Source organism: Spirosoma pomorum (assembly GCF_054776615.1).
In genome coordinates this window covers 17,818-38,955 of the sequence record NZ_BAAHBP010000001.1, presented here as the reverse complement: position 1 = coordinate 38,955, position 21,138 = coordinate 17,818, and the positions used below count along the sequence as shown (strand labels likewise).

Sequence of the window (21,138 nt, the reverse complement as noted above, 5' to 3'; positions counted from 1 at the left end):
TGAAAATTGACTATTTAAATAAATTCGAAATTGTAAATAATAATTATATAATATTTTATGTAATTATATATAACAAAATAAAATATTGTTTTATAAATATTGATCAAAACTTTGAGTTGCGTTGGTATCGGTATACATTTGTTTAAACCTGTTTGACTAAGTAGTTTAAATTTCTTGTATATGACGAAACGTTTACTGTTGAGCTTATTTCTGGTTTGCTCAACCTGGGCATTAAGCTGGGCTCAGGGACGGACCGTTACCGGGAAGGTAACGTCTGCTGAAGATGGTAATCCGCTACCGGGCGTATCGGTCGTTGTAAAAGGAACAACGACAGGAGCAGTTACGGATGCCAATGGTGCCTACTCGCTGGCAGCACCAACAAGGGGAAACCTGGTGTTTTCGTTTATCGGGATGCTGACGAAAGAGGTCGAGCTAGGAGGGAGTTCCGTGATAGACGTAAAACTGGGGTCAGATACCAAACAGCTTTCTGAAGTCGTTGTCACCGGGGTCGGGGTAGCAACGGATAAACGGAAAATTGCAATCTCGGTCGAATCCGTTTCGGCTAAAGATCTGCCACAAACGCCATCAGCATCAGTCGATCAGGCGTTGATCGGTAAAATTCCGGGGGCGCAGATCACCAGCCGGGGTGGTACGCCGGGAGCTGACGTAAATATTCTGTTACGTGGTATCAACACCATCAACCGGGGGACGCAGCCCATGATCCTGATCGATGGTATCCAGATGGGAGCCACCAGCCTGCAAACCATCGATCTGAACGCCATTGAGCGCGTTGAGGTCGTACAGGGGGCGGCTGCCGCTACGATCTACGGCGCGCAGGGGGCCAACGGTGTTATTCAGTTGTTCACCAAAAAAGGTAAGAACGGTCAGCTGAACATCGATATATCGTCCAGCATCGCGCAGAACACCTACCTGAACGTGGGCGGCCTGAGCAAAGCGAAACTCCACGCTTTCGCGACCGATGCCAATAATAACATCATTGGCTCGTCGGGACGGCCTATTACGTTCGATGCGACGAACGGGTTCTATACGGAAAACGTACAATACAACTCGACCGATCCAACGGCGACGAACAGCAAGGCGTACGATGCCAACCTACAATATCACGACCATTTCGCCTACTTCTTCAAGCCTGCGAATACGATCAACAATAGCATCGCTATCTCGGGTGGCAACCAGAAGGCCGACTTTGGTATTTCGGTATCGAATAGCCACCAGGAAAGTAACATCATCAACAATGGTTACTGGGATCGGAGCAACCTCTCGGCGAACATCGGCGCGCAGCTGGCCAGAGGCTTGTCGCTGCGTTCGATCACGCAGTTAGCCTACACAAAAAGTACGCTGAAATCCAGCGATCGGACGATTCTGTATAATATGCTGAATGCGTATCCGCTGGCTGATTTCTCGCTGACGACGACTGATGGTTCTATTCCGCTGAACATGAACCAGACGATCGGTATCAACGCGTCGAATCCGTCGTACCGGCAGGCATACACCCGGAACAATGACAACAAAGTTGACATTATTCAGAACCTGAACCTGAATTACAAATTTCCCAAGTTTGTCGAACTGGATGCCAAATACGGCCTGAACTTTCAGACCCAGAATCAGGATTTGCAGTACGCGAACCAATCGAACAACGCAAACATCAAGTACTGGTTATCGCAGGGAACGGTCAATTATATTTCCAATTACAACACAAATGCCAACGGTGATCTGACGAAGTACGCGAACAGCAAAGTGTTCCAGAACTTCATCGCCACGGCTACGGCAGTTTTTGATCTGAAAGAAGACTTTGCGTCACGTCTGCCGATCAAATCGGTGACCCAGGTTGCATTTGATTATCGGAATAGTAAAAACAAAGAATACACGAACGTAGCCCTTGGTTTGCCCTCCGCGTTCGCGCCCTATAACGCAACGAACGCATCGTCTTGGCGGATCTACCGGGACTATACGGAGCCATTCATCACGTATGGGTATTTGGTTAACCAACGACTCGAGTACGGTGATTTCGTTGGTATTTCGGGCGGTTTCCGGAGTGATTTCTCCTCGGCCTTCGGTGGGGGATCCAAACCCTTTACGTTCCCACGTGGGGATGCGTACCTGCGCCTGTCGTCGCTGGGATTCTGGGGAAACAGCACGGTTAATAACTTCCTGCCGGAACTGAAACTGCGGGCGGCCTACGGACAGGCGGGTATTCAGCCCCAGCCGTTCGACCGGTACGTAACGATCACGCCAACAACGGTCGGCAACACGACGGCGTTTTATTACGCCAACCAGCAGCCGAACCCCGCACTGGGAGTAGAAGTGTCGGAAGAATTAGAACTGGGGACCGACATGGTATTCAGCCTCTTCAAAGGATCGAGCTGGCTAAACGCCATTGCGTTATCGGCTACGTACTGGAATCGGAAAACCAAAGACGCCATTTATCAGGTCGACGTAGCGCCGTCGATCGGGCTGGGTAAGCTGACGGACAACGCCTTTACGCTGGGTTCGAACGGCCTGCAGATGTCGTTGAATTCAACGGTCTATAATGGTACGGCGTTCAAATGGAACACGACGGTCAACTTTGGCAAACAGTCATCGAAAATTCTAGCGGTTCGGGGTGGAGCGCCGATCATCGTTACTTCGAACGCGGGTAGCACCAACTACGTCCTGAAAGCTGGCGAAAAAATTGGTCAGTTGTACGGGTATAAAACCATTGGCAGCGTTGACGCCCGGGATCAGAACGGCAACTTCTTTATCCCGGCAGCCCAGCAGGAAGCGTATACCGTGGCCAGCAACGGCTTTGTCGTCAACAAGGCAACCAAGCAGCCGTATTTCACGGCGGAGAAATATAGCTTCGGTGATCCAAATCCGAAGTTCAATATGTCGTTCATCAACGACCTGAGCTACAAAAATTTCCTGACGTTCAACGTGCAGTTCGACTGGGTATATGGCAGCCACCTGTACAATCAGACGAAAGAGTGGATGTACCGCGATGGTATTCACAGCGACTACACAAACCCGTTCACGATCGACGGGCAGACGGGGGCCTGGACGGCTTTCTACCGTGGGATTTACGCCCAGCGGACGGCCAACGGAACGAAAGATTACTTCTACGAAGATGCTTCGTTCGTTCGCCTGCGGAACATCGCGGTCGGTCTCGATTTTGGCAAGCTGTTCACCATTCCGGGCGTAAAGCGGCTGCAACTGGTGCTGTCGGGACGTAACCTCTGGACGCTGACCAAGTATACCGGTTTCGATCCGGAAATCAGCTCGGGTACGTCGAACTCGGCCTGGGACCGGGGAACGGATCACAGCACGATGCCGAACTTCAAGTCGTATCAGGCTACGCTGAACATTGGATTTTAAGGAAACTCGTTACAAAAAATTGATCGAATGAATACGCTAAAAATATATGCATTCGCGCTGGCACTGACCGGGTTGCTGGCATCCTGCAAAGAGCAGCTGGATGTGCAGAACCCGAACCAGCCATCGTCGCCAGCCTTAAAAACAGAATCGGGACTGATTTCCTTCGGCGAAGGATTTTATATCACGGGCTTCCGGGATGTGAAATACTACGATGGGGTTCCGGGTTATTTCTGGTCGGGGGCTATTGGTAACCATGAACTGATGGGTGACGTCATCGGAACTGATATCGCCAACGTCTTCATTAATCAGATTGGCGCGCCCAATCAGATTACGCTCGACGATGGTACCATCGTACTAAATCCCAACTCGCCGAATAAACAGATCGATTTCCTGCGCATTACGGCTAATGTGAACTCGACGGGTTTCCAGAACTCGACGTATTACGAATGGGCGTACATGTACAACATGAACAACGCGGCCAATACGTTGCTGGCTAACATCGACGGCGTTACGTTCTCGGGCGAAGCTGAAACGAAGAAAAATGTGCTGAAAGCGTGGGCGTACTGGTGGAAAGGATACGCTTACGCCCGGATCGGCTCGATATACTACGCGGGTATCATCAACGACAAGGCAAATGGCGAGATGTTGAACGGTACCAATGGTAACTACGTAACGAAAGAAGCCATCATCACCGAGTCCAACAAGAACTTTGACGCGGCCATCACGGCGCTGAGTAGTCTGAGCGCCAGCGCCGATTACATCACGACCATGCAGGGGCTGATTCCAAGCTTTAACCGGACCGGTAAAGGGGGTGTCCTGACGCCTGCCATGTGGACGCGGAACATCAATACGATGAAAGCCCGGAGCATTTTGGTGAACACCCGCCTGAGCGACATGACCGCAGCACAGTGGGCCAGTATCCTGACGCTGACCAACTCGGGTATTACCTCGTCTGACCTGGTGTTTACGGGGCGTTCGAACGCAACCGGCGACTTTCTGTCGCCAACTACCGGAACCGTATCGGGAAAAACGACGGGTCCCACGAACACGTATAAAATATCCGAGCGTTTGATTCAGGAGTTTAAGACGGGCGACCTGCGTTTTACGAATAACTTCAAACAACGGACTTCGCCCTACATCGGTGAGCCATCGCGAGGAAATGCCTTCTTCACGCGGTATGAACTCATCAACCGGGGCAACGCCGGCTCAGAAGGTAGTTTGCCGGTTATTACGTATTCTAATACGAACGCGGGCGGCTATGAACTGTACTTGGCTAGTTCGTACGAAGAAAACCAGTTGATGAAAGCCGAAGCGCTGCTGTACACCGGTAAAACTGAAGATGGCCTGGCACTAATCGACGAGGTGCGTAAGTACCAGGGCGCTGGTTTGACCGCTGTTGCCGGGGCGAACCTTTCGCTGGATCAAGCCAAAGAAGAACTTCGTCGTGAACGGCGGGTGGGTCTTTTGTTCCGGGCGCTGTCGTTCTATGATGCACGTCGCTGGGGCGTCCTGGAAAATGGCCGGAAAGGGGCCGTGGCGCTGAGCCGGACCGGGGCTGTTAGCCGGAACGCAACCATTACGTATGGTTTCTTGGATTACTGGGATGTACCGGATAACGAGATCGCCTATAACCCGCCAGCGGCTGGCAGCGCGCCAACAAAGAACCCGAAGCAGTAAGCTTGGTAGAGTAGTTATTGTGCAGCTAAGTAAACACCCGGTCTGGACAGCGTTTCGCTGCGGACCGGGTGTTTCTTTTGACAAAAAATAGTAAGGAAATCAGGCGATCAACACTTCGCGGTTATATTTCTGCCGGTACTCAATGGGCGACAGACCCGTAATGCGTTTGAACGTACTACGGAAGGCTTTGGGGTCAGTGTAGCCCACGCTGTACATCACTTCGTTGATGTTCTCACGAGATGATTCCAGCTGCATTTTAGCCGCTTCGATCTTTACACGCTGGATGTACTCCACCACCGAGTTTGAGGTAGCTTTCTTGAAGCGCCGTTCCAGATTCCGGCGGCCAATGGCAAATAGATCGGCCAGCTGATCGACGGTAATCCGTTCCTCAATGTTCTTTTCGATGTGTTCCTGCGCTTGGCGAATGGCCTCGTCGCCATGATCTTTCTGGCCGTGAAAGATGATAAACGGCGATTGGCTGTTACGGTCAATCTCAATCTGGAACGCTTTCGACATAAACACCGCAACCTGTCGACCTGCGTATTTTTCGATCAGATATAGAATTAGATTCAGGTAGGAGAAAGCGCCCCCGCTGGAGTATAGACCCTGCTCGTCGGTGATGATCCGATCTTCAACCAACTGCACCGCTGGAAATAAACTTCGGAATTGATGGGCCGCCATCCAATGGGTAGCGCACTGCCGACCGTTCAGCAAACCCGTCGACGCGAGCAGAAACGCTCCAACACAAAGACTACCCACTTCGGCCCCCTGCTGGTGGTGGTTGATGATCCAGGGAAGAAACGCCTGATTGGTTTCGATGCTTGCTTGAAGGTCGCCGTCCAGCGCCGGAATAATGATCAGATCGGTCTGCTGGACGTCGCTTGTCAGCGCGTCGGTAAACACAGTGTATCTGCCGCCAGCGGCTGGTACGGCGTTGGTTAAGCCAACTAACTGGACCTTGAATAGGGCGGACTTACCAACGCTTATGAGATACTTGTTGACCTCCGTGAGTACCTGGCGTGGGCCTTCAACGCTCCCTAAAACGACTCCTTGCGGTACCAGAATCGATACGTGTTTCATCGGGTAAAAGTAGATAAATTGACTGTCGCAAACCACCCGGAAAAGGTCGCAATCCCCCCCGTTTTACTGCTCGAAAAATACCCAATTTTGTCAGGTAGATAATGCGAAAGTAACAGTCCGCTGCGTAGGCAAGACTGGCTTATTTACTAACGTTCAACCCCCTATTTACTATGGAAACGAGTGTAGGAATGTCAATGGAACAGGTACATCAGCAGATCGGTATGAAACCCCGGACTATTAAAATCGTCTACTGGAGCCTGACGATTCTCTTTTCGCTGGCGATGCTGATGGACGGCATTGCGGGCCTTGTTCGTGAAGAAACTGGTCAGCAGGTCATGCGACAGCTAGGCTACCCAGTTTACATACTGACCATTGTGGGGAGTGCTAAAATTCTGGGTGTCGTTGCCCTGCTGCAACCCTGGTTTCGAACGATCAAAGAGTGGGCGTTTGCCGGTTTCACAATCAACTTCATCGGAGCTATGGCATCCTGGGCGTTTGTGAGCGACGACCGGACTACGTTGCTGCCGCCCCTGTTCATGCTTGTGTTACTATTTATCCAGTATTTTTTCTGGACAAAGTATGCGCAGCGCTTCCTAGCAAATTCATAATCCTTTACTACGTAACCCGTTAAACAACAAGTAGCTATGGCTAAAATGATTTTTGTAAACCTGCCCGTTAAAGACCTGAACAGATCGGTCGAGTTTTTTACAAAACTTGGTTACACGTTCAACGCGCAGTTTACGGACGAGAAGGCGACCTGCATGGTGATCAGTGACACGATTTACGTAATGCTGCTGGTCGAGGAATTCTTCAAAACGTTTACCAACAAGGACCTTGCGGATGCGACTAAAAGCACGGAAGTCATCGTGAGTTTGGCGGCCGAAAGTCGGGAGGAGGTTGATACGCTGGTCAGGAAGGCCGTTGAGGCCGGGGCTACTATCATTAAAGAACCCATCGATCAGGAGTTCATGTATGGACATGGCTTCCAGGACCTGGACGGCCACCTCTGGGAAACGATGTGGATGGACCCGGCGGCTGTTCAGTAGGGCATTGAAACAAGCTTTACTAACTCGGCCCGACGAACGTTCGTCGGGCCGAGTTAGTAAAGAATAGTACGTAATGAGCGAGCCTACTTGTCGCTGTTCAAAAACTTGATGTTCCCCAGCGACATAAGCGGCTGAATGGGCTTGGCCTGATCGTTTTTGAATACCACATACAGATCGTGGACTCCGTCGGTTGGTTTCAGGGTCAAAAAGACCGGTGGGCGAGCAAAGGGATTCGCCGGAGCAGGGGCTTTGCCGCCAGCTGCACTTGGCGTCGTGCCCGCATTAGCACTAGCACTGGCAGGTTTGGCATTGTTACCAGACTCCATCTGAGCCATTAGTTTAGCCATGTCTACTTCCGGAGCCAGCTCAATAACTTTTTCGGCAATGACTGGCCCCGTGGGGGAGTCGAGCCGAATTTCGATGGTGCCGCCCGTACTGCCTTCCCGCCGTTGTGCGGTGGCGTCTAACTGGAGACGTTTAATCGAGGTTAAGTCGAACTGCCGGAAGCCCAGGTAGCTATTTGCGTAGGCCATGATTTTTTCGGCCCGGTCGCTTTTTACGTCGACCCCCTGTTTGATGGGTGCGGTTGTTACGTTGACCTGAGGACTCCGCAACACGATCATCTGCTCCGACGTTTGCGAGGGAACTGGTTTCGCGCCTTTAGGGAGCCCGCCCCGGTCGGTATAAGCCGCACGAATCAACACAGAGCCTTTTCCATTATCGCCCTCGGGCAGTTTAACGGCGTAGGCCCCTTGCAGGGGCAAACTGCTGAGCGTCTTCTGGTCAATGTTAAGGATGTAATGAACCAGCGTCTGCACATCCGCTATTGGCATAGCGGGGTGACCCGGCATCGCTACGTCTCCCCAGGTGCCGACGCCCCCTTGCCGAATTTTAGTAACCAGTCGGGTAACGGCGCTGGCATCCCCCCGGTATTTAGCCGCCACCGCCGTGAAGGCTGGTCCAACGGATTTGGTGGCGATCTGATGGCACACTTTGCAGTCGCTCTGGTTGATGATCGACTGCGCCACTGCGTATTGTGTTGAGGCATCGACGCTCCGTTGCGCCTGCATTACTTCGGCGTAATCGAAACCTTCCGAGGTATAATCGATACTCATTGCCACCCGCGCCGGGCTGATCTTGCCGGCTGTTGCCTTGCTCGCTGACGCGCCCGATTCCGCCAGACTGCCATCTTCCTTATCGGAAACATTGACCGCGTACTGAATGGGCTGATCCGGGAAGAAGAACGTGCGATTACTGCCCAGGTTGAGTGCTACGGCTGGAGCTTCGTTACCGGCAATAATTCGGACCGATTGGCTATTAGCCGCTCCGTGCGAATCGGTGACGGTTAGCCGGGCCGTGTAAACACCCGCTTTGTCGAACGTAACGGCAGGGGCCATACCAGTTAGCTTGCGAGGAGCCAGACCGGGCGACGTAATTGTCCACTGATAGGTCAGGGCATCGCCGTCGAAATCCTTGCTACCATCGGCGGATAGGTTCAGTTGGAGGGGAACGTTGCCGCCTTTTTTACTGGCTGAAGCCTGCACCAGCGGTTTTCGGTTGCCGCCGTTATATTCGATACGCACCAGCCGGGCATTATCACTTTTACGGAACCAGTTGCTGCCATACTCCAGCACATACATGTCGCCATCGGGTCCAAACTTCATATCGATTGGCTCGACGGGGTGGTAGCTGGGCAGAATGCGTTCCATGCTCTTGTAGTTACCGTCAGCGTCCATCGAAATGGCCATGATCCAGCCCCGCGAGAAATCAGTCGCCAACCATTTACCTTCGTAGTAGGCAGGCCACGGGCGTTTCGCTCCGTTGAAGTCAGTCTGGTGGTAGACTGGTCCACCCGTTGCCGACCGCGAGCCGGTGCCCACCATCGGAAACTCTTCCGAGGTCCCGTATGGATAGTAGACAAACGAAGGCGCGACGGGGGGCAACTCGGTCAGGCCAGTGTTATTGCGGGATGAATTGATGGTTTTGTCCGGGTCTTTTTTGGCCAGTGGCTTCTGGGCTGCGTAGTCGTATACCGGAAACGCCTGTCGGTTTCCCACAAACCAGGGCCAGCCGAAATTACCTGGTTTACGTCCCTGATTCAGCTCGTCGTACCCGCGCGGACCAATCTCGGAGTCGTTGGTCGCGTCGGGGCCAACCTCACCCCAGTACAGGTAGCCGGTCTGGCTGTCGATACTGATACGCCAGGGATTCCGATGTCCCATCGAATAGATCTCCGGCCGGGTCTTATCCGTGCCTTTGGGAAACAGATTACCCTCCGGAATGGTGTAGCTACCGTTGGCTTCGGGGTGGATACGCAGGATTTTTCCGCGCAGGTCGTTGGTATTCCCCGCGTGGCCCTGATCGTCCCAACTGCTACGGCCTTCCCGTTCGTCAGTCTGGGCAGCCTGTTGGTTGCCGGTATTGTTGCCAACGGTTAGGTACAAATTCCCGGTCCGGTCCCAAACCATACCGCCCCCCGTGTGGCAGCACACTTCGCGTTGCGTCGGTACCTCCAGCACAACTTTCTGGGAGGCTTCCATCAGTTTATCGTCGCGCAATTCCCAGCGGGTGAGCAGGTGTTTCTTCTCGGTGGGATGCGCGTAGTAGAGATACACCCAGTGATTCTGCTCGAAGTTCGGGTCAAGTGACAAACCCATCAGTCCCTCTTCGGCTTCTGACACCTTGCCCTCCTTGGATGTGTACTTCGTATTGACCGGGATCGTACCAATGAGACTGACCGTCTGCGTGGTCGGGTCGTATTTTTTTATACCACCTTTTCGCTCAATGATGTACGCTGTACCGTCTTTGGCGACCTCAAACACCATCGGCTCGTCCAGATCTTCGGCCACAACAACGGGCGTAAAACGGGTTTCGTCAGGTTTGCCGGAGTCGTCCTGCACCATAAACGAGGCTAAGCCGGTAAGCAACAGAGTTGATGCACCCAGCGAAAAGGCGGTACGCCAACGAGCAGACCAGCTGCGGGGCACGTAATAGTTATTGTTCATACTCAGGTTAGGCCAGTATTTTATTCAGGTTCTTGTAGCTCGTTGTGATGCTGTCGATGGGGTTAGCGGCCATGTCCTGCTCGACGAAGAAATACTTCAGGCCCGCCGTTTTTGCGGCCGCGAAGGCTTTTTTGAAATCGACAACACCGTTTCCCACTTCAGTAATGGTCTTTTTATCATCCTTGATGTCTTTTACGTGCCAGAGCGGGAAGCGGCCCGGCTGCTCATTGAACAAGGCAACAGGGTCTTTACCCGCCTTGACGGCCCAAGCCAGATCCAACTCCATCTTCACCAGGTCTTTGTCCGTTTGCGACAGGATCAGTTCATAAGGTGTTTTATTACTCCCTTCGACTGCGTCGAATTCAGTCGCGTGGTTGTGGTAGGCGAAACCAATACCCGCTTTTTTGCAGGCTTCACCGGTTTTCTGGAATACCTCAATGGATTTGCTGATCTCGTCCATAGTGCCAACAGGCGTACTGGCGCAGACCAGATACGACAGCCCGCCCTCGGCTGCCTGATCGACTAACTGCTGGTAGTTGTCGCGGAGGTTGAGCATGGGCGGCATTTTAGAAAAATCCATGTCTGGCCGGGCTGGTTGCTGCCCTCCGCCGGTAGGTGGTCCGCCCGCGGGTGGGGTGGCTGCCGGACGGGGCCGGAAGGGAGCGCCCCCCGCGTGGTGGGCCCGCCATTTCATACCCATATCTTCGACCAGCGCTTTAAATTCGTTGACTGAGTAGCCGTAGTAATTCTTGCCCGGCCGTAAGCTAAAGGCTGATTCTACTTCCTTGTAGCCCGCAGCGGCCACCTTCTGAAGGGTTCCCTTCGGATCTTCATTCATCGCGCCGAATAAGGTGAATAATTGAATGCCAATCGGATAGGGTGCCAGCGAAGATAAGCCTTCCGCGTTGATAAGCTGGGGTAGGGCAAAGCCGCCCAACGTTAAGGCGGCAGCCTGCCGGATAAAGTGGCGTCGATTCGTCATGTAAAGGATGGTAAGCCGTTTAGAAACGGGTTCATTGATCTGAACCTATCCTTAAAGCAACTACCCAATAATCAATAGTAAAAACGAAATAGATGGATACAAGAGGAATACCGACAGATTCCCGATTTCAACCGATTAACCGAGCGGTAATACGGCGATAGTCAAGGAGTAAAATAGGGTGTGGGGGTTAATGTCAGGAACCACCATAGGAGAAACTGGTTAGGAGACGTTGTATACACGTAAGGACTCAGCCCCGCCCCCGGTGGCCAGACCAGGAAAGGAATCTTACGTATCTTTGCTCACCAGGCAACGGCGAACAGGAAGTCGGCGGAAGGCTTGAACCAATCCATAGCAGTTTCATGAAAGTCCTTTTAGTTGAAGACGAAGAGCGGTTGGCTTCCTTTATTCGGAAAGGTATATCGGCGGAAGGCTACGAAGTGGACGTGGCTTTCGACGGACGTACCGGCCTATCACTATTTCGCCGAAACAGCTACGACATCATCATTCTGGACGTTAACCTTCCACACATCAACGGGTTTGACCTGTGCCGGTTGATTCGGGAGGAGAACGAATCCATCCCCGTCCTGATGCTCACCGCGCTAGATAGCCTGGCCGACAAATCAGACGGATTTAACGCGGGAGCCGATGATTACCTGGCCAAACCGTTCGAGTTTCAGGAATTACTGTTGCGGCTCAGGGCGCTGACCCGTCGGAACGGTTCCCGGCAGCAGAAACAGATCCTTCAACTGGCTGATCTGGAGCTGAATCTGGACGCTAAGACCGTAACGAGGGCTGGCAAGCGAATCGATCTGACGACTCGCGAATATGCGCTGATCGAATACCTGATGCTAAACAAAGGCAAGATTATTTCGCGGGTCGATATCAGCGAACGGGTCTGGAGCCTGAATTTTGATAACAATACCAACATCATCGACGTCTACATCAGCTATTTGCGAAAAAAAATCGACAAAGATTTTTCGCCTAAACTGCTCCATACCATTGTGGGGATGGGTTACGTACTCCGCGAAGATTGATCGTTTCTCCTGAATCGCCGTAAGGCGTAGAAAAGGCTGTAATCGGCCTGCGACCATGCTTATTCGAAATCGACTGACGATTATTTTTACGTTGCTGGCAATGGCTATTCAGGTGACGTTGTCGCTGTTGGTCTGGTATTTTTATTCGTTGTACCGGCAGGAGGAGTTCTACAGCCGACTAGAGGCCAAAGCGCGCGTTACGGGACGGGTTCTGATTTCCCGGCGGCATCTGCATGATGATTTCTTTAAGAATATGGTTCGTACGGACCTGCTTTCAATCGTGGAGGAGCAGATTAGTATTTATGACAGTCGGCATAACCTGGTCTTTACCAATCGAAAGCTGAAGGACAGTGAGTACTACAAAGAGAAGATTGCGAACCTGGTAACCAGTAACTCACTGGTCGAATTCCGAAATGGTCATCTCGAATCAATCATGCTGCCCTTTCAGGATCGGGGTCAGCGGTTTTACATCTTTGCCTCGGGCTACGACCGGATCGGCTTTGCCAAACTAGGGACGCTGCAGCAGATTCTACTGCTCGCTAACCTGCTTGGGTTTGCGCTGATCGTGCTGGCCGGCTGGTACTTCTCGGGGCGGGTGCTGAAACCCATCTCGCAGATTGTGGATGAAGTAGAACAGATTACGGCCACCCGGCTGGACAAGCGCGTCGATGAGCGGAACCGGCGCGACGAAATCGCGCAGCTGGCTATGACCTTCAACCAGATGCTGTTTCGGCTGGAGGATGCGTTTGTGTCTCAGCGCAGTTTTGTGTCTCATGCGTCTCATGAGTTGCGCACGCCACTGACCAACATTCTGGGAACGCTGGAAACGTCCCTGCGTTACGACAAAAATCCAACCGACTGGCGGGAAAGTATGGAAGTTGCCGTCGATGAACTAAAACGGGTGATTGCTCTGACCAATGGGTTACTGGGCCTCGCCAAGGTCACGGGTAGTACCCTTACGCTCACCAGCACGCAGGTGGATGATTGTCTGCTAACGGCGATTGGTCAAGTGCAGTCGAAATACCCGGGTCGTAATCTACCGCTTCAATTCGTGGCAACTGAAGAAGAAGCATTTACGATAAAAGGCAACATGATGCTGCTGACAACGGCGTTCCTGAACGTGCTCGACAACGCCTGTAAATATTCCAACGATGCAGTTTCAGTTCTTTTGGAGACAAAAAATGATCAGATTACCGTAGTCGTAACTGATAAGGGAGTTGGTATTGCCGAAACAGATGCCGCGCATGTTCTAAATCCATTGTACCGGGGGAAAAACGTAGGGAGTGTGCCCGGCTACGGCATTGGTCTGGCGGTCACGCAGAAAATTATAGAATTACACCAGGGCAGCCTACAAATTATTTCCAGCGTTGGTCAGGGAACGACAGTGACCATTACATTGCCACGATACAGCCAAACTTCCTGATCGAGCAGACTCGTTTGCGGGAAACGTATTGCCTGAGTGCCGATGGGTAAGCGCTGATTTACCTTTTGGTTTTTAGGAACGTCAACAACGGCTGGAAGTAAAGGTCGTCCTCCGTCCAAAATGGAACATGACCTCCTTGCGGACAAAAAGCTAAGGTAGCGTTCGGTAAACTGGCCTTCATGCGAGTCATGTCTTTGATCGTAAGTGCGTAGTCCCGGCCGCCACCCATTACTAAAACAGGTAGGTGGAGCTGGCTTAAATGTGGTCTGAAATCCCAGTCGTTAATCTCCTGCGATTGCCAAAAGTATTGGTACACGTCTAGGTTTTTTCCGATCAGTGTATCCGGTGAGGAGTAGAGCGGTTGCAGCGCTGGGGTTACGTCCGATTTGGCTAGGTTAGTAAATTGATTAAACAACTGTCCGGATAAGCTATCATATCGATTCGTCAGTTGACGAAACATGGCTGACGTACTGTCAATCGACTGCATTTGTCGAATAATCTGTTGACCTTCAGGATTATGAAATAATAAGCTATCCAGATAGTTACCTGCATTTTGGATTACTCCAGACCAGCTATCGGTCATATTCGACACAATAATACCCTGTAAAACGGTTGGATGTTGTTTGGCGTATTCCAAAGCAACTAAGCCACCGAATGAATGGCCCAACAGGTAAAGTTTTTTCAAACCTAACTGCTTACGGACGCTTTCTATGTCCCGGATGTAATTTGCTATATTCCAGTAGTTCGAGTCTTGTGTTCGATCTGATAAGCCACAATCGACTATGTCCAGAATATGGACGCGAACACCCCGATCAGCCATGTTACGAAGAAAAGGTACGTATCCCTTATGGCTATCACCGGGTCCGCCGGGTAAAATGAGTAAATCCGTGTCGCCGGTGCCGGCTTCTTCTACCCAAAGTCGATACTTGTTTTCTACAAGCAGCAGCCGTCCCTGTCCTTGTTTTCGAGCCTCGTTGAGTAGTGAGTCAGTTACTTGGGCGCTGCTAATGGACTGGCGGCACAAGATTATAAAGAGGAGTACAAACAGAGGATTTATGCGAAGTATTACCATAGGTTAACCAGTCTATTAAGAAGAAGAAGTAACAAGCTGGAGTTTACTTATTTAAGCTTTAAATAGTATTTTTTGGTTATAAGGCAGGTCTGTAAGCTTAGAAATGTGGGAGGCTATAGTACCTTTTTAACAACTTATAAATTTCCTTCTCACGTCGTTCTAATGTCCTGGTAGTTGATTTGTGTCAATTAAGACAGACACCTGCTATGCAACGCCGGACTTTCCCCTCGATTTTGCTGTACAGCTTTGGGCTGGCACTGGCTCTTTCGCTGGTGTTTAATGGGTTTTTGTTGTATAAACAGAGCCATCAGCAAGGTCTTTATGAGTACGAATTAAGCAGCTCCGCGCATCCGGTAGAGCAGATCGTTTGGCAACAGCAACTTTCCGATTGTCAACGAACCAACCGCCAGCAGGATAGCCTAATTCGCCGACTGGAACAGGTTCCGCCCGGTCAACCCATTGCCGTTCAACAACCGTCTCCGTGATACTATGAAACCCCTTTCAACAAGTTCTGGTAGCTGGATAAGGCCTGACCGGAGCGAGCAAATGCCGAGTATACAATCAACCTATTCCAGCAGTAAATTAATAGGGCCGACGCCCACCGCTTCAACTAAGATGAATGCCAAGAAAATTTTTATGCTCATGAGCCTAAGCGCTCTGGTGAGCGTTACAAGCTGCACGAAGCACGAGGAAGAGAAACAGGAGGAAGTCGTTAAGTTCTCGGTAACCAGTCCCTTGCAGAAAGACACGACGGTTACAAAAGAGTATGTATCGCAGATTCACGCCATTCAGCACATCGAACTACGGGCGCTGGAAAAAGGCTACCTCCAGAAGATTTTCGTGGACGAAGGACAGGCCGTTCGGCAGGGACAACTGATGTTTCAGATTACGCCGGTTGTGTACCAGGCCGAGTTGCAAAAATCACAGGCCGAAGCCAACTATGCCGACATCGAGTACCAGAACACCAAAAAACTGGCTGATAGTAAGATCGTTGCACCAACCGAACTGGCGCTATCCAAAGCGAAGTTCGACAAGGCAAAAGCCGATGTGAACCTGGCGCAGACGCACCTGCAATTTACCACGATCAAGGCGCCCTTCAGCGGTATGATGGACCAGTTCCGCGTGCGGCTGGGTAGCATGGTCGAGGAGGGCGATTTGCTGACGACGCTGTCGGATAACAGCAAGATGTGGGTGTATTTCAACGTGCCGGAAGCCGAATACCTCAATTTCAAAGCCCGCGCCAACGGACCACAAAATGTTCACCTGGTGATGGCGAATAACGAGCTGTTCCCGTACCCAGGCGTGGTGCAAACCATCGAAGCTGACTTCAACAGTGAAACGGGAAACATCGCTTTCCGGGCCACGTTCCCCAATCCCAAAGGACTGTTACGTCACGGTGAGACGGGTAATGTGCGGATGACGGTACCTCTCAAAAATGCCCTGATCATTCCACAGAAAGCTACGTTCGAGGTGCTGGAAAAGAAATACGTCTATGTGATCGACAAAGACAGCAAAGTTCGGTCGAGAGAGATCACGGTAGCTGCCGAGATGCCGCACATTTTCGTAGTGAGCGCTGGGCTGAATAAAGACGATAAGATCCTGCTGGAGGGGTTACGTCAGGTAAAAGAAAACGAAAAAATACAGTACAACTTCGAGAAGCCTGCCTCCGTCATCTCCCATCTGGGGCTGTATGCCGAGTAATCCCACTCTCTAACAAGCGGAAGATATGTTCAGTAAATTCATACGTCGGCCCGTATTCGCGATTGTGATATCGATCATGATCGTTTTTGTCGGGATATTGGCGATCAAGAAGTTACCAATTTCTCAGTTTCCGGATATTGCGCCCACTACGGTCAATATCTTTATTGCGTATCCTGGGGCCAGTGCTGACGTGTTGGTTAAATCAACGTTGATTACGCTGGAACAGGCCATCAACGGGGTGCAGGACATGCGGTACATCGCTACCGATGCGACCAGCGCCGGTGAAGCAACTCTCCGGATTATTTTCGAACCGGGCACCGATCCGAACGACGCCGTTATCCGGGTGAAAACGCGGGTAGACCAGGTTATGCCGCTGCTGCCTGAACTGGTACAGCGTGAAGGGGTCGTCATTACGCCAATTCAGCCCAGTATGCTGATGTACGTTAATCTCTACTCGAAAGAGAAGAGCATTGACGAAAAATTCCTGTTCAACTACGCGACGGTTAAGATGATCCCCGAAATCCAGCGGACCAAAGGGATTGCCCGGGCGCAGATTCTGGGTAGCCGCCGGTACGCCATGCGCGTCTGGTTAAATCCGGAGCGTATGCGGGCCTATAATATCTCGACGGAAGAGGTGATGAAGGCCATTGGTGAGCAAAGTATCATCGGTCGTCCGGGTCGGATCGGGCAAAGCTCCGGTATTGCGGCTCAGTCGCTTGAGTACGTACTGACCTACAAGGGCCGGTACGACAAACCGGAACAGTACGAAGATATCATTATCCGGGCCAATTCGGCGGGGGAGAGCATCCACCTGCGCGACATCGCCCGGGTCGAGCTGGGTAGCGAATTCTTTGATATTTATTCGAACCTGGATGGCCATGCATCGGCCGCTATCGTACTGCGCCAGAACTACGGTAGTAACGCCAGCGACGTAATCGACGAAGTCAAAGAAAAACTGGCCGTGATGAAAGAGTCGTTCCCGCCGGGGATGGACTATAAGATCAGCTATGACGTGTCGAACTTCCTGGACGCGTCGATCGAGCAGGTAATTGATACGTTGCGCGATGCGTTCATCCTGGTTGCGTTGGTTGTATTTATCTTCCTGGGTGACTGGCGGTCAACACTGATCCCGATCCTCGCGGTACCGGTATCGCTGGTGGGGGCGTTCTTCGTGATTCAGGCGTTTGGCCTTTCCATCAACCTGATTACGCTCTTTGCTCTCGTACTGGCTATTGGTATCGTGGTCGATGATGCCATTGTGGTGGTGGAGGCCGTGCACGCCAAGATGGAAGAAAAGCCGCGGCTGACACCGTTCGGTGCGGTTCGGGAAGTACTGGGTGAGATCAGTGGCGCTATTATCGCGATTACGCTGGTGATGGTATCGGTGTTCCTGCCAATCTCATTCATGACCGGTCCGGTTGGTACGTTCTACCGTCAGTTCTCGATTACGATGGCCAGTTCCATTGTGATTTCGGCCCTGATCGCCTTGACGCTGACGCCGGTGCTGTGTGCCATGCTGCTAAAAAATCATCATGGACATCCCCGTAAGAAAAACCTGCTGGACAAAGGTATCGACGCGTTCAACCGGAGCTTCGATAAACTGACCGGCCGTTACGTAGGCCTGCTCCGCTTAATCGTTAGTCGGCGTGTCGTTACGTTTGGTGTTCTGATTGCTTTCTGCGTGGGCATTGCGTACGAAAACCAGATACTACCAGCCGGATTCATTCCGAACGAAGACCAGAGTACAATCTACGCCATCATTCAGACGCCCCCTGGCTCTACGCTGGAACAAACCAACCGGGTTTCGCGCAATCTCCAGAAAATCTGCGAAGAGGTGCCGGGTATTGAATCGGTATCGTCGCTGGCGGGGTACGAGATCATGACCGAAGGTCGGGGTTCCAACGCCGGTACCTGTCTGATCAACCTGAAATCGTGGTCGGATCGCGACAAGAACGTGAAAGAGATCATGGAAGAGCTGGAAGAGAAAACGAAAAACCTCGGCGCGACCGTTGAATTCTTCGAGCCACCAGCGATTCCCGGCTTTGGTACGTCGGGCGGTTTCTCGATGCGTCTGCTGGACAAAAACACCGATACGGATTACAGCGAATTCGACAAGATCAATAAAGAGTTCCTGGCGAACCTGAGCAAACGTAAAGAACTGACGGGCCTGTTCACCTTCTTTGCCGCCAACTATCCGCAGTACGAACTGGAGATCGACAACAAGCTGGCGATGCAGAAAGGCGTATCGATCGGAAAAGCGATGGATAACCTGAACATCCTGATCGGTAGTACGTACGAACAAGGGTTTATCAAGTACAACCAGTTCTTTAAAGTATACGTCCAGTCGGATCCTAGTTTCCGGCGGTTGCCTTCTGACCTGCTGAACCTGTTCGTGAAAAACGACGAGGGCGAAATGGTACCGTACTCGGCGTTCATGAAACTGAAGAAAGGGCAGGGGCCAAACGAGATTACCCGCTTCAACCTGTATAATTCGGCCGCTATCCAGGGGCAGCCAGCTAAGGGTTACACCACGGCCGATGCCATCCAGGCCATCCGCGAAGTGTCAGCCAAGACGCTGCCGAAAGGATACGACATTGCCTTTGAAGGACTTTCGTATGACGAAGCCATCCGGGGGAATGAGTCGCTCTACGTGTTCCTGATTGTACTGGCCTTCGTATACATGGTACTGGCCGCTCAGTATGAAAGCTTCATCATTCCGCTGGCGGTAGTATTCTCGCTACCGGTTGGGGTATTTGGCTCGTTCTTCATGCTGAAGGCAATGGGGCTAGAAAACAATATCTATGCGCAGATTGGCCTGATCATGCTGATTGGTCTGCTCGGTAAGAACGCCGTACTGATTGTGGAATTTGCCGTACAGAAACGGCAGGAGGGAGCCACAATTCTGGATGCGGCTATCGAGGGAGCTAAAGTTCGTTTCCGCCCGATCCTGATGACTTCGTTCGCGTTCGTGGCCGGACTGATTCCGTTGATTGTTGCCTCTGGTGCCGGTGCAATTGGTAATCGAACCATCGGTGCTTCAGCACTTGGCGGCATGTTGTTCGGGACCATCTTCGGTGTCATCATCATCCCCGGCCTATATTATATATTCGGTAGTCTGGCCGATGGTCGTAAGATGATCCGGGATGAAGAAAGCGATTCGCTAACCGAAAACCTGGTTCATTCCGTAGACAGTTTCTCCCACCTAGAAGAAAGTGAAGTCAATGAGAAGTAAGCAAATAGCCACTTGGGTCGGGGTGACCTTGTCTGTCGCCTTGATCAATACGGCCTGCAAAACCCCTGCTTTAGTAACGAAGACAGAGAATAGAGCCGTGCCGGTGAGTTATGTCAACACAACGGATACGGCCCGCACGACAGGACCGGTGACGTGGCGAGAGTTTTTTACTGACCCGAACCTGGATACGCTGATCGGTACGGCGCTACAGAATAACCAGGAACTGAACATCACGACGCAGGAAATTGCGATTTCCCGAAATGAGATTCAGGCTCGTCAGGGGGAGTATCTTCCCTTCCTGAGACTACGCGGTGAAGCAGGTCTTGAACGCCCGGGCCGCTATACGCTGCAAGGGGCAACGGAAGAAGCCCTTACTATCAAAGAGCGCCGGGTTCCCGATCCATTACCCAACTTTATGTTTGGGGCCTTTGCCAGCTGGGAGGTCGATATCTGGCGGAAGCTACGTAACGCCAAGCAGGCAGCGGTACTCCGCTACCAGTCCAGCGCCGAAGGACGTAATTTCATGATGACCAACCTGATTGGTGAAATTGCTACGTCGTATTACGAACTGCTGGCGTATGATAACCAATTGGCTATCCTGAAAGAGAACATCGATATTCAGAACAACGCCCTGCGGATTGTCCGGTTGCAGAAAGAATCGGCCCGGGTGACTGAACTCGCCGTACGTCGGTTCGAAGCCCAGGTGCTTCATACCCGCGAGATGCAGTACTCGGTTCAGCAACGAATCGTCGAAACAGAAAACCGGATTAACTTCCTGGTGGGTCGGTTTCCACAGCCAGTCGTTCGTAGTTCGCAGTCGTTTGCAACGTTGACGCCAGCGATCGTTCGGGCGGGTGTACCAGCGCAATTGCTGGCGAATCGCCCCGACATCAAGCGGGCGGAGCTGGATCTGGCGGCAGCTAAACTTGACGTACAGGTAGCTCGGGCTAACTTTTATCCTAGACTGGATATTACAGCCGGGGCAGGTTTTGAAGCCTTCAATCCGATTTTCCTGCTGTCGACGCCACAGTCCATTCTATATTCGCTGGCGGGTGGCTTGACCGCACCGCTGGTTAACCGGTACGGCATAAAAGCTGCTTATGCTAGTGCTAATGCCCGGCAGACACAGGCCGTCTACAACTACGAACGGACGATTCTGAACGCCTACGTAGAAGTAGCCAATCAGTTGGCAAATATCAGCAACCTCGAAAATAGTTATAACCTGAAAACGCAGGAGGTGACGGCGTTGACGCAGTCGACCGACATTGCCAATACGTTGTTTGGATCAGCCCGGGCTGACTACATGGAAGTGCTGCTCACCCAGCGGGACGCCCTGGAAGCCCGTTTCGACCTGGTTGAGACCAAAATGCAGCAGATCAATGCTACCGTCAATATATACCGGGCATTGGGGGGCGGCTGGAAATAAACACCTGCCAATCGTACCATTCACTACATAAATACGACAAACCGCCAGGTAGCCATTAGGTTGCCTGGCGGTTTTGTTTGTATGCAAG

14 protein-coding genes are annotated in these 21,138 nt (G+C 51.8%); 10 read left to right on the top strand and 4 right to left on the bottom strand.

Annotated elements, in window-relative coordinates:
- Positions 1-180: 180 nt before the first annotated feature.
- Both ACYVAD_RS00170 and ACYVAD_RS00165 read left to right on the top strand, forming a co-directional pair.
- Complete coding sequence (locus ACYVAD_RS00170) at positions 181-3,372, top strand: SusC/RagA family TonB-linked outer membrane protein (protein ID WP_461137447.1); 3,192 nt, start codon at positions 181-183, stop codon at positions 3,370-3,372.
- A 27-nt stretch (positions 3,373-3,399) separates the two neighbouring features.
- Entirely contained in the window at positions 3,400-5,049 is a 1,650-nt protein-coding gene (locus tag ACYVAD_RS00165) for a RagB/SusD family nutrient uptake outer membrane protein (RefSeq protein WP_461137446.1), read from the top strand.
- 99 nt (positions 5,050-5,148) lie between these two features.
- Here the strand turns inward: ACYVAD_RS00165 and ACYVAD_RS00160 are convergent, their stop codons facing one another.
- Positions 5,149-6,129 carry a GlxA family transcriptional regulator gene (locus ACYVAD_RS00160; RefSeq protein WP_461137445.1) on the bottom strand — a complete coding sequence of 327 codons (981 nt, stop codon included), beginning with the start codon at positions 6,127-6,129 and terminating at the stop codon, positions 5,149-5,151.
- 170 nt (positions 6,130-6,299) lie between these two features.
- On the opposite strand from ACYVAD_RS00160, the gene ACYVAD_RS00155 reads away from it, so the two are divergent.
- Both ACYVAD_RS00155 and ACYVAD_RS00150 read left to right on the top strand, forming a co-directional pair.
- Positions 6,300-6,737, top strand: a complete 438-nt coding sequence (locus tag ACYVAD_RS00155; protein WP_461137444.1) for a DoxX family protein — start codon at positions 6,300-6,302, stop codon at positions 6,735-6,737.
- Between the two features lie 36 nt (positions 6,738-6,773).
- Entirely contained in the window at positions 6,774-7,175 is a 402-nt protein-coding gene (locus ACYVAD_RS00150; protein ID WP_461137443.1) for a VOC family protein, read from the top strand.
- An 83-nt stretch (positions 7,176-7,258) separates the two neighbouring features.
- On the opposite strand, the gene ACYVAD_RS00145 is transcribed toward ACYVAD_RS00150, so the two are convergent.
- Together ACYVAD_RS00145 and ACYVAD_RS00140 are read right to left on the bottom strand one after the other, a co-directional pair.
- On the bottom strand, positions 7,259-10,180 hold the full coding sequence (locus tag ACYVAD_RS00145) for a PQQ-dependent sugar dehydrogenase (protein ID WP_461137442.1): 2,922 nt from the start codon (positions 10,178-10,180) through the stop codon (positions 7,259-7,261).
- A 7-nt stretch (positions 10,181-10,187) separates the two neighbouring features.
- Positions 10,188-11,162 (bottom strand): sugar phosphate isomerase/epimerase family protein, encoded by a 975-nt coding sequence (locus ACYVAD_RS00140; RefSeq protein ID WP_461137441.1) that lies wholly within the window; start codon positions 11,160-11,162, stop codon positions 10,188-10,190.
- 359 nt (positions 11,163-11,521) lie between these two features.
- On the opposite strand from ACYVAD_RS00140, the gene ACYVAD_RS00135 reads away from it, so the two are divergent.
- A complete protein-coding gene (locus tag ACYVAD_RS00135) occupies positions 11,522-12,196 on the top strand; it encodes a response regulator transcription factor (RefSeq protein ID WP_461137440.1) in 675 nt (224 codons plus the stop codon).
- Between the two features lie 55 nt (positions 12,197-12,251).
- Positions 12,252-13,619 carry a HAMP domain-containing sensor histidine kinase gene (locus ACYVAD_RS00130; RefSeq protein ID WP_461137439.1) on the top strand — a complete coding sequence of 456 codons (1,368 nt, stop codon included), beginning with the start codon at positions 12,252-12,254 and terminating at the stop codon, positions 13,617-13,619.
- A gap of 58 nt (positions 13,620-13,677) precedes the next feature.
- Here ACYVAD_RS00130 and ACYVAD_RS00125 read toward each other — a convergent pair whose 3' ends face one another.
- Entirely contained in the window at positions 13,678-14,643 is a 966-nt protein-coding gene (locus ACYVAD_RS00125) for an alpha/beta fold hydrolase (protein ID WP_461137438.1), read from the bottom strand.
- Positions 14,644-14,897: 254 nt separating this feature from the next.
- Here ACYVAD_RS00125 and ACYVAD_RS00120 point away from each other — a divergent pair, with 254 nt between their 5' ends.
- The 4 genes from ACYVAD_RS00120 to ACYVAD_RS00105 all read left to right on the top strand — a co-directional run bounded on the left by ACYVAD_RS00120 (position 14,898) and on the right by ACYVAD_RS00105 (position 21,050).
- Positions 14,898-15,176, top strand: a complete 279-nt coding sequence (locus ACYVAD_RS00120) for a hypothetical protein (RefSeq protein ID WP_461137437.1) — start codon at positions 14,898-14,900, stop codon at positions 15,174-15,176.
- 130 nt (positions 15,177-15,306) lie between these two features.
- Positions 15,307-16,392 carry an efflux RND transporter periplasmic adaptor subunit gene (locus tag ACYVAD_RS00115; protein WP_461137436.1) on the top strand — a complete coding sequence of 362 codons (1,086 nt, stop codon included), beginning with the start codon at positions 15,307-15,309 and terminating at the stop codon, positions 16,390-16,392.
- A gap of 25 nt (positions 16,393-16,417) precedes the next feature.
- The gene (locus ACYVAD_RS00110; protein WP_461137435.1) at positions 16,418-19,624 is read left to right on the top strand and encodes an efflux RND transporter permease subunit; all 3,207 of its coding nucleotides are present in this window, start codon (positions 16,418-16,420) and stop codon (positions 19,622-19,624) included.
- Positions 19,614-21,050, top strand: a complete 1,437-nt coding sequence (locus tag ACYVAD_RS00105) for a TolC family protein (RefSeq protein ID WP_461137434.1) — start codon at positions 19,614-19,616, stop codon at positions 21,048-21,050. The genes ACYVAD_RS00110 and ACYVAD_RS00105 overlap by 11 nt, the downstream gene beginning before the upstream one ends.
- The last annotated feature ends 88 nt before the right edge of the window (positions 21,051-21,138 follow it).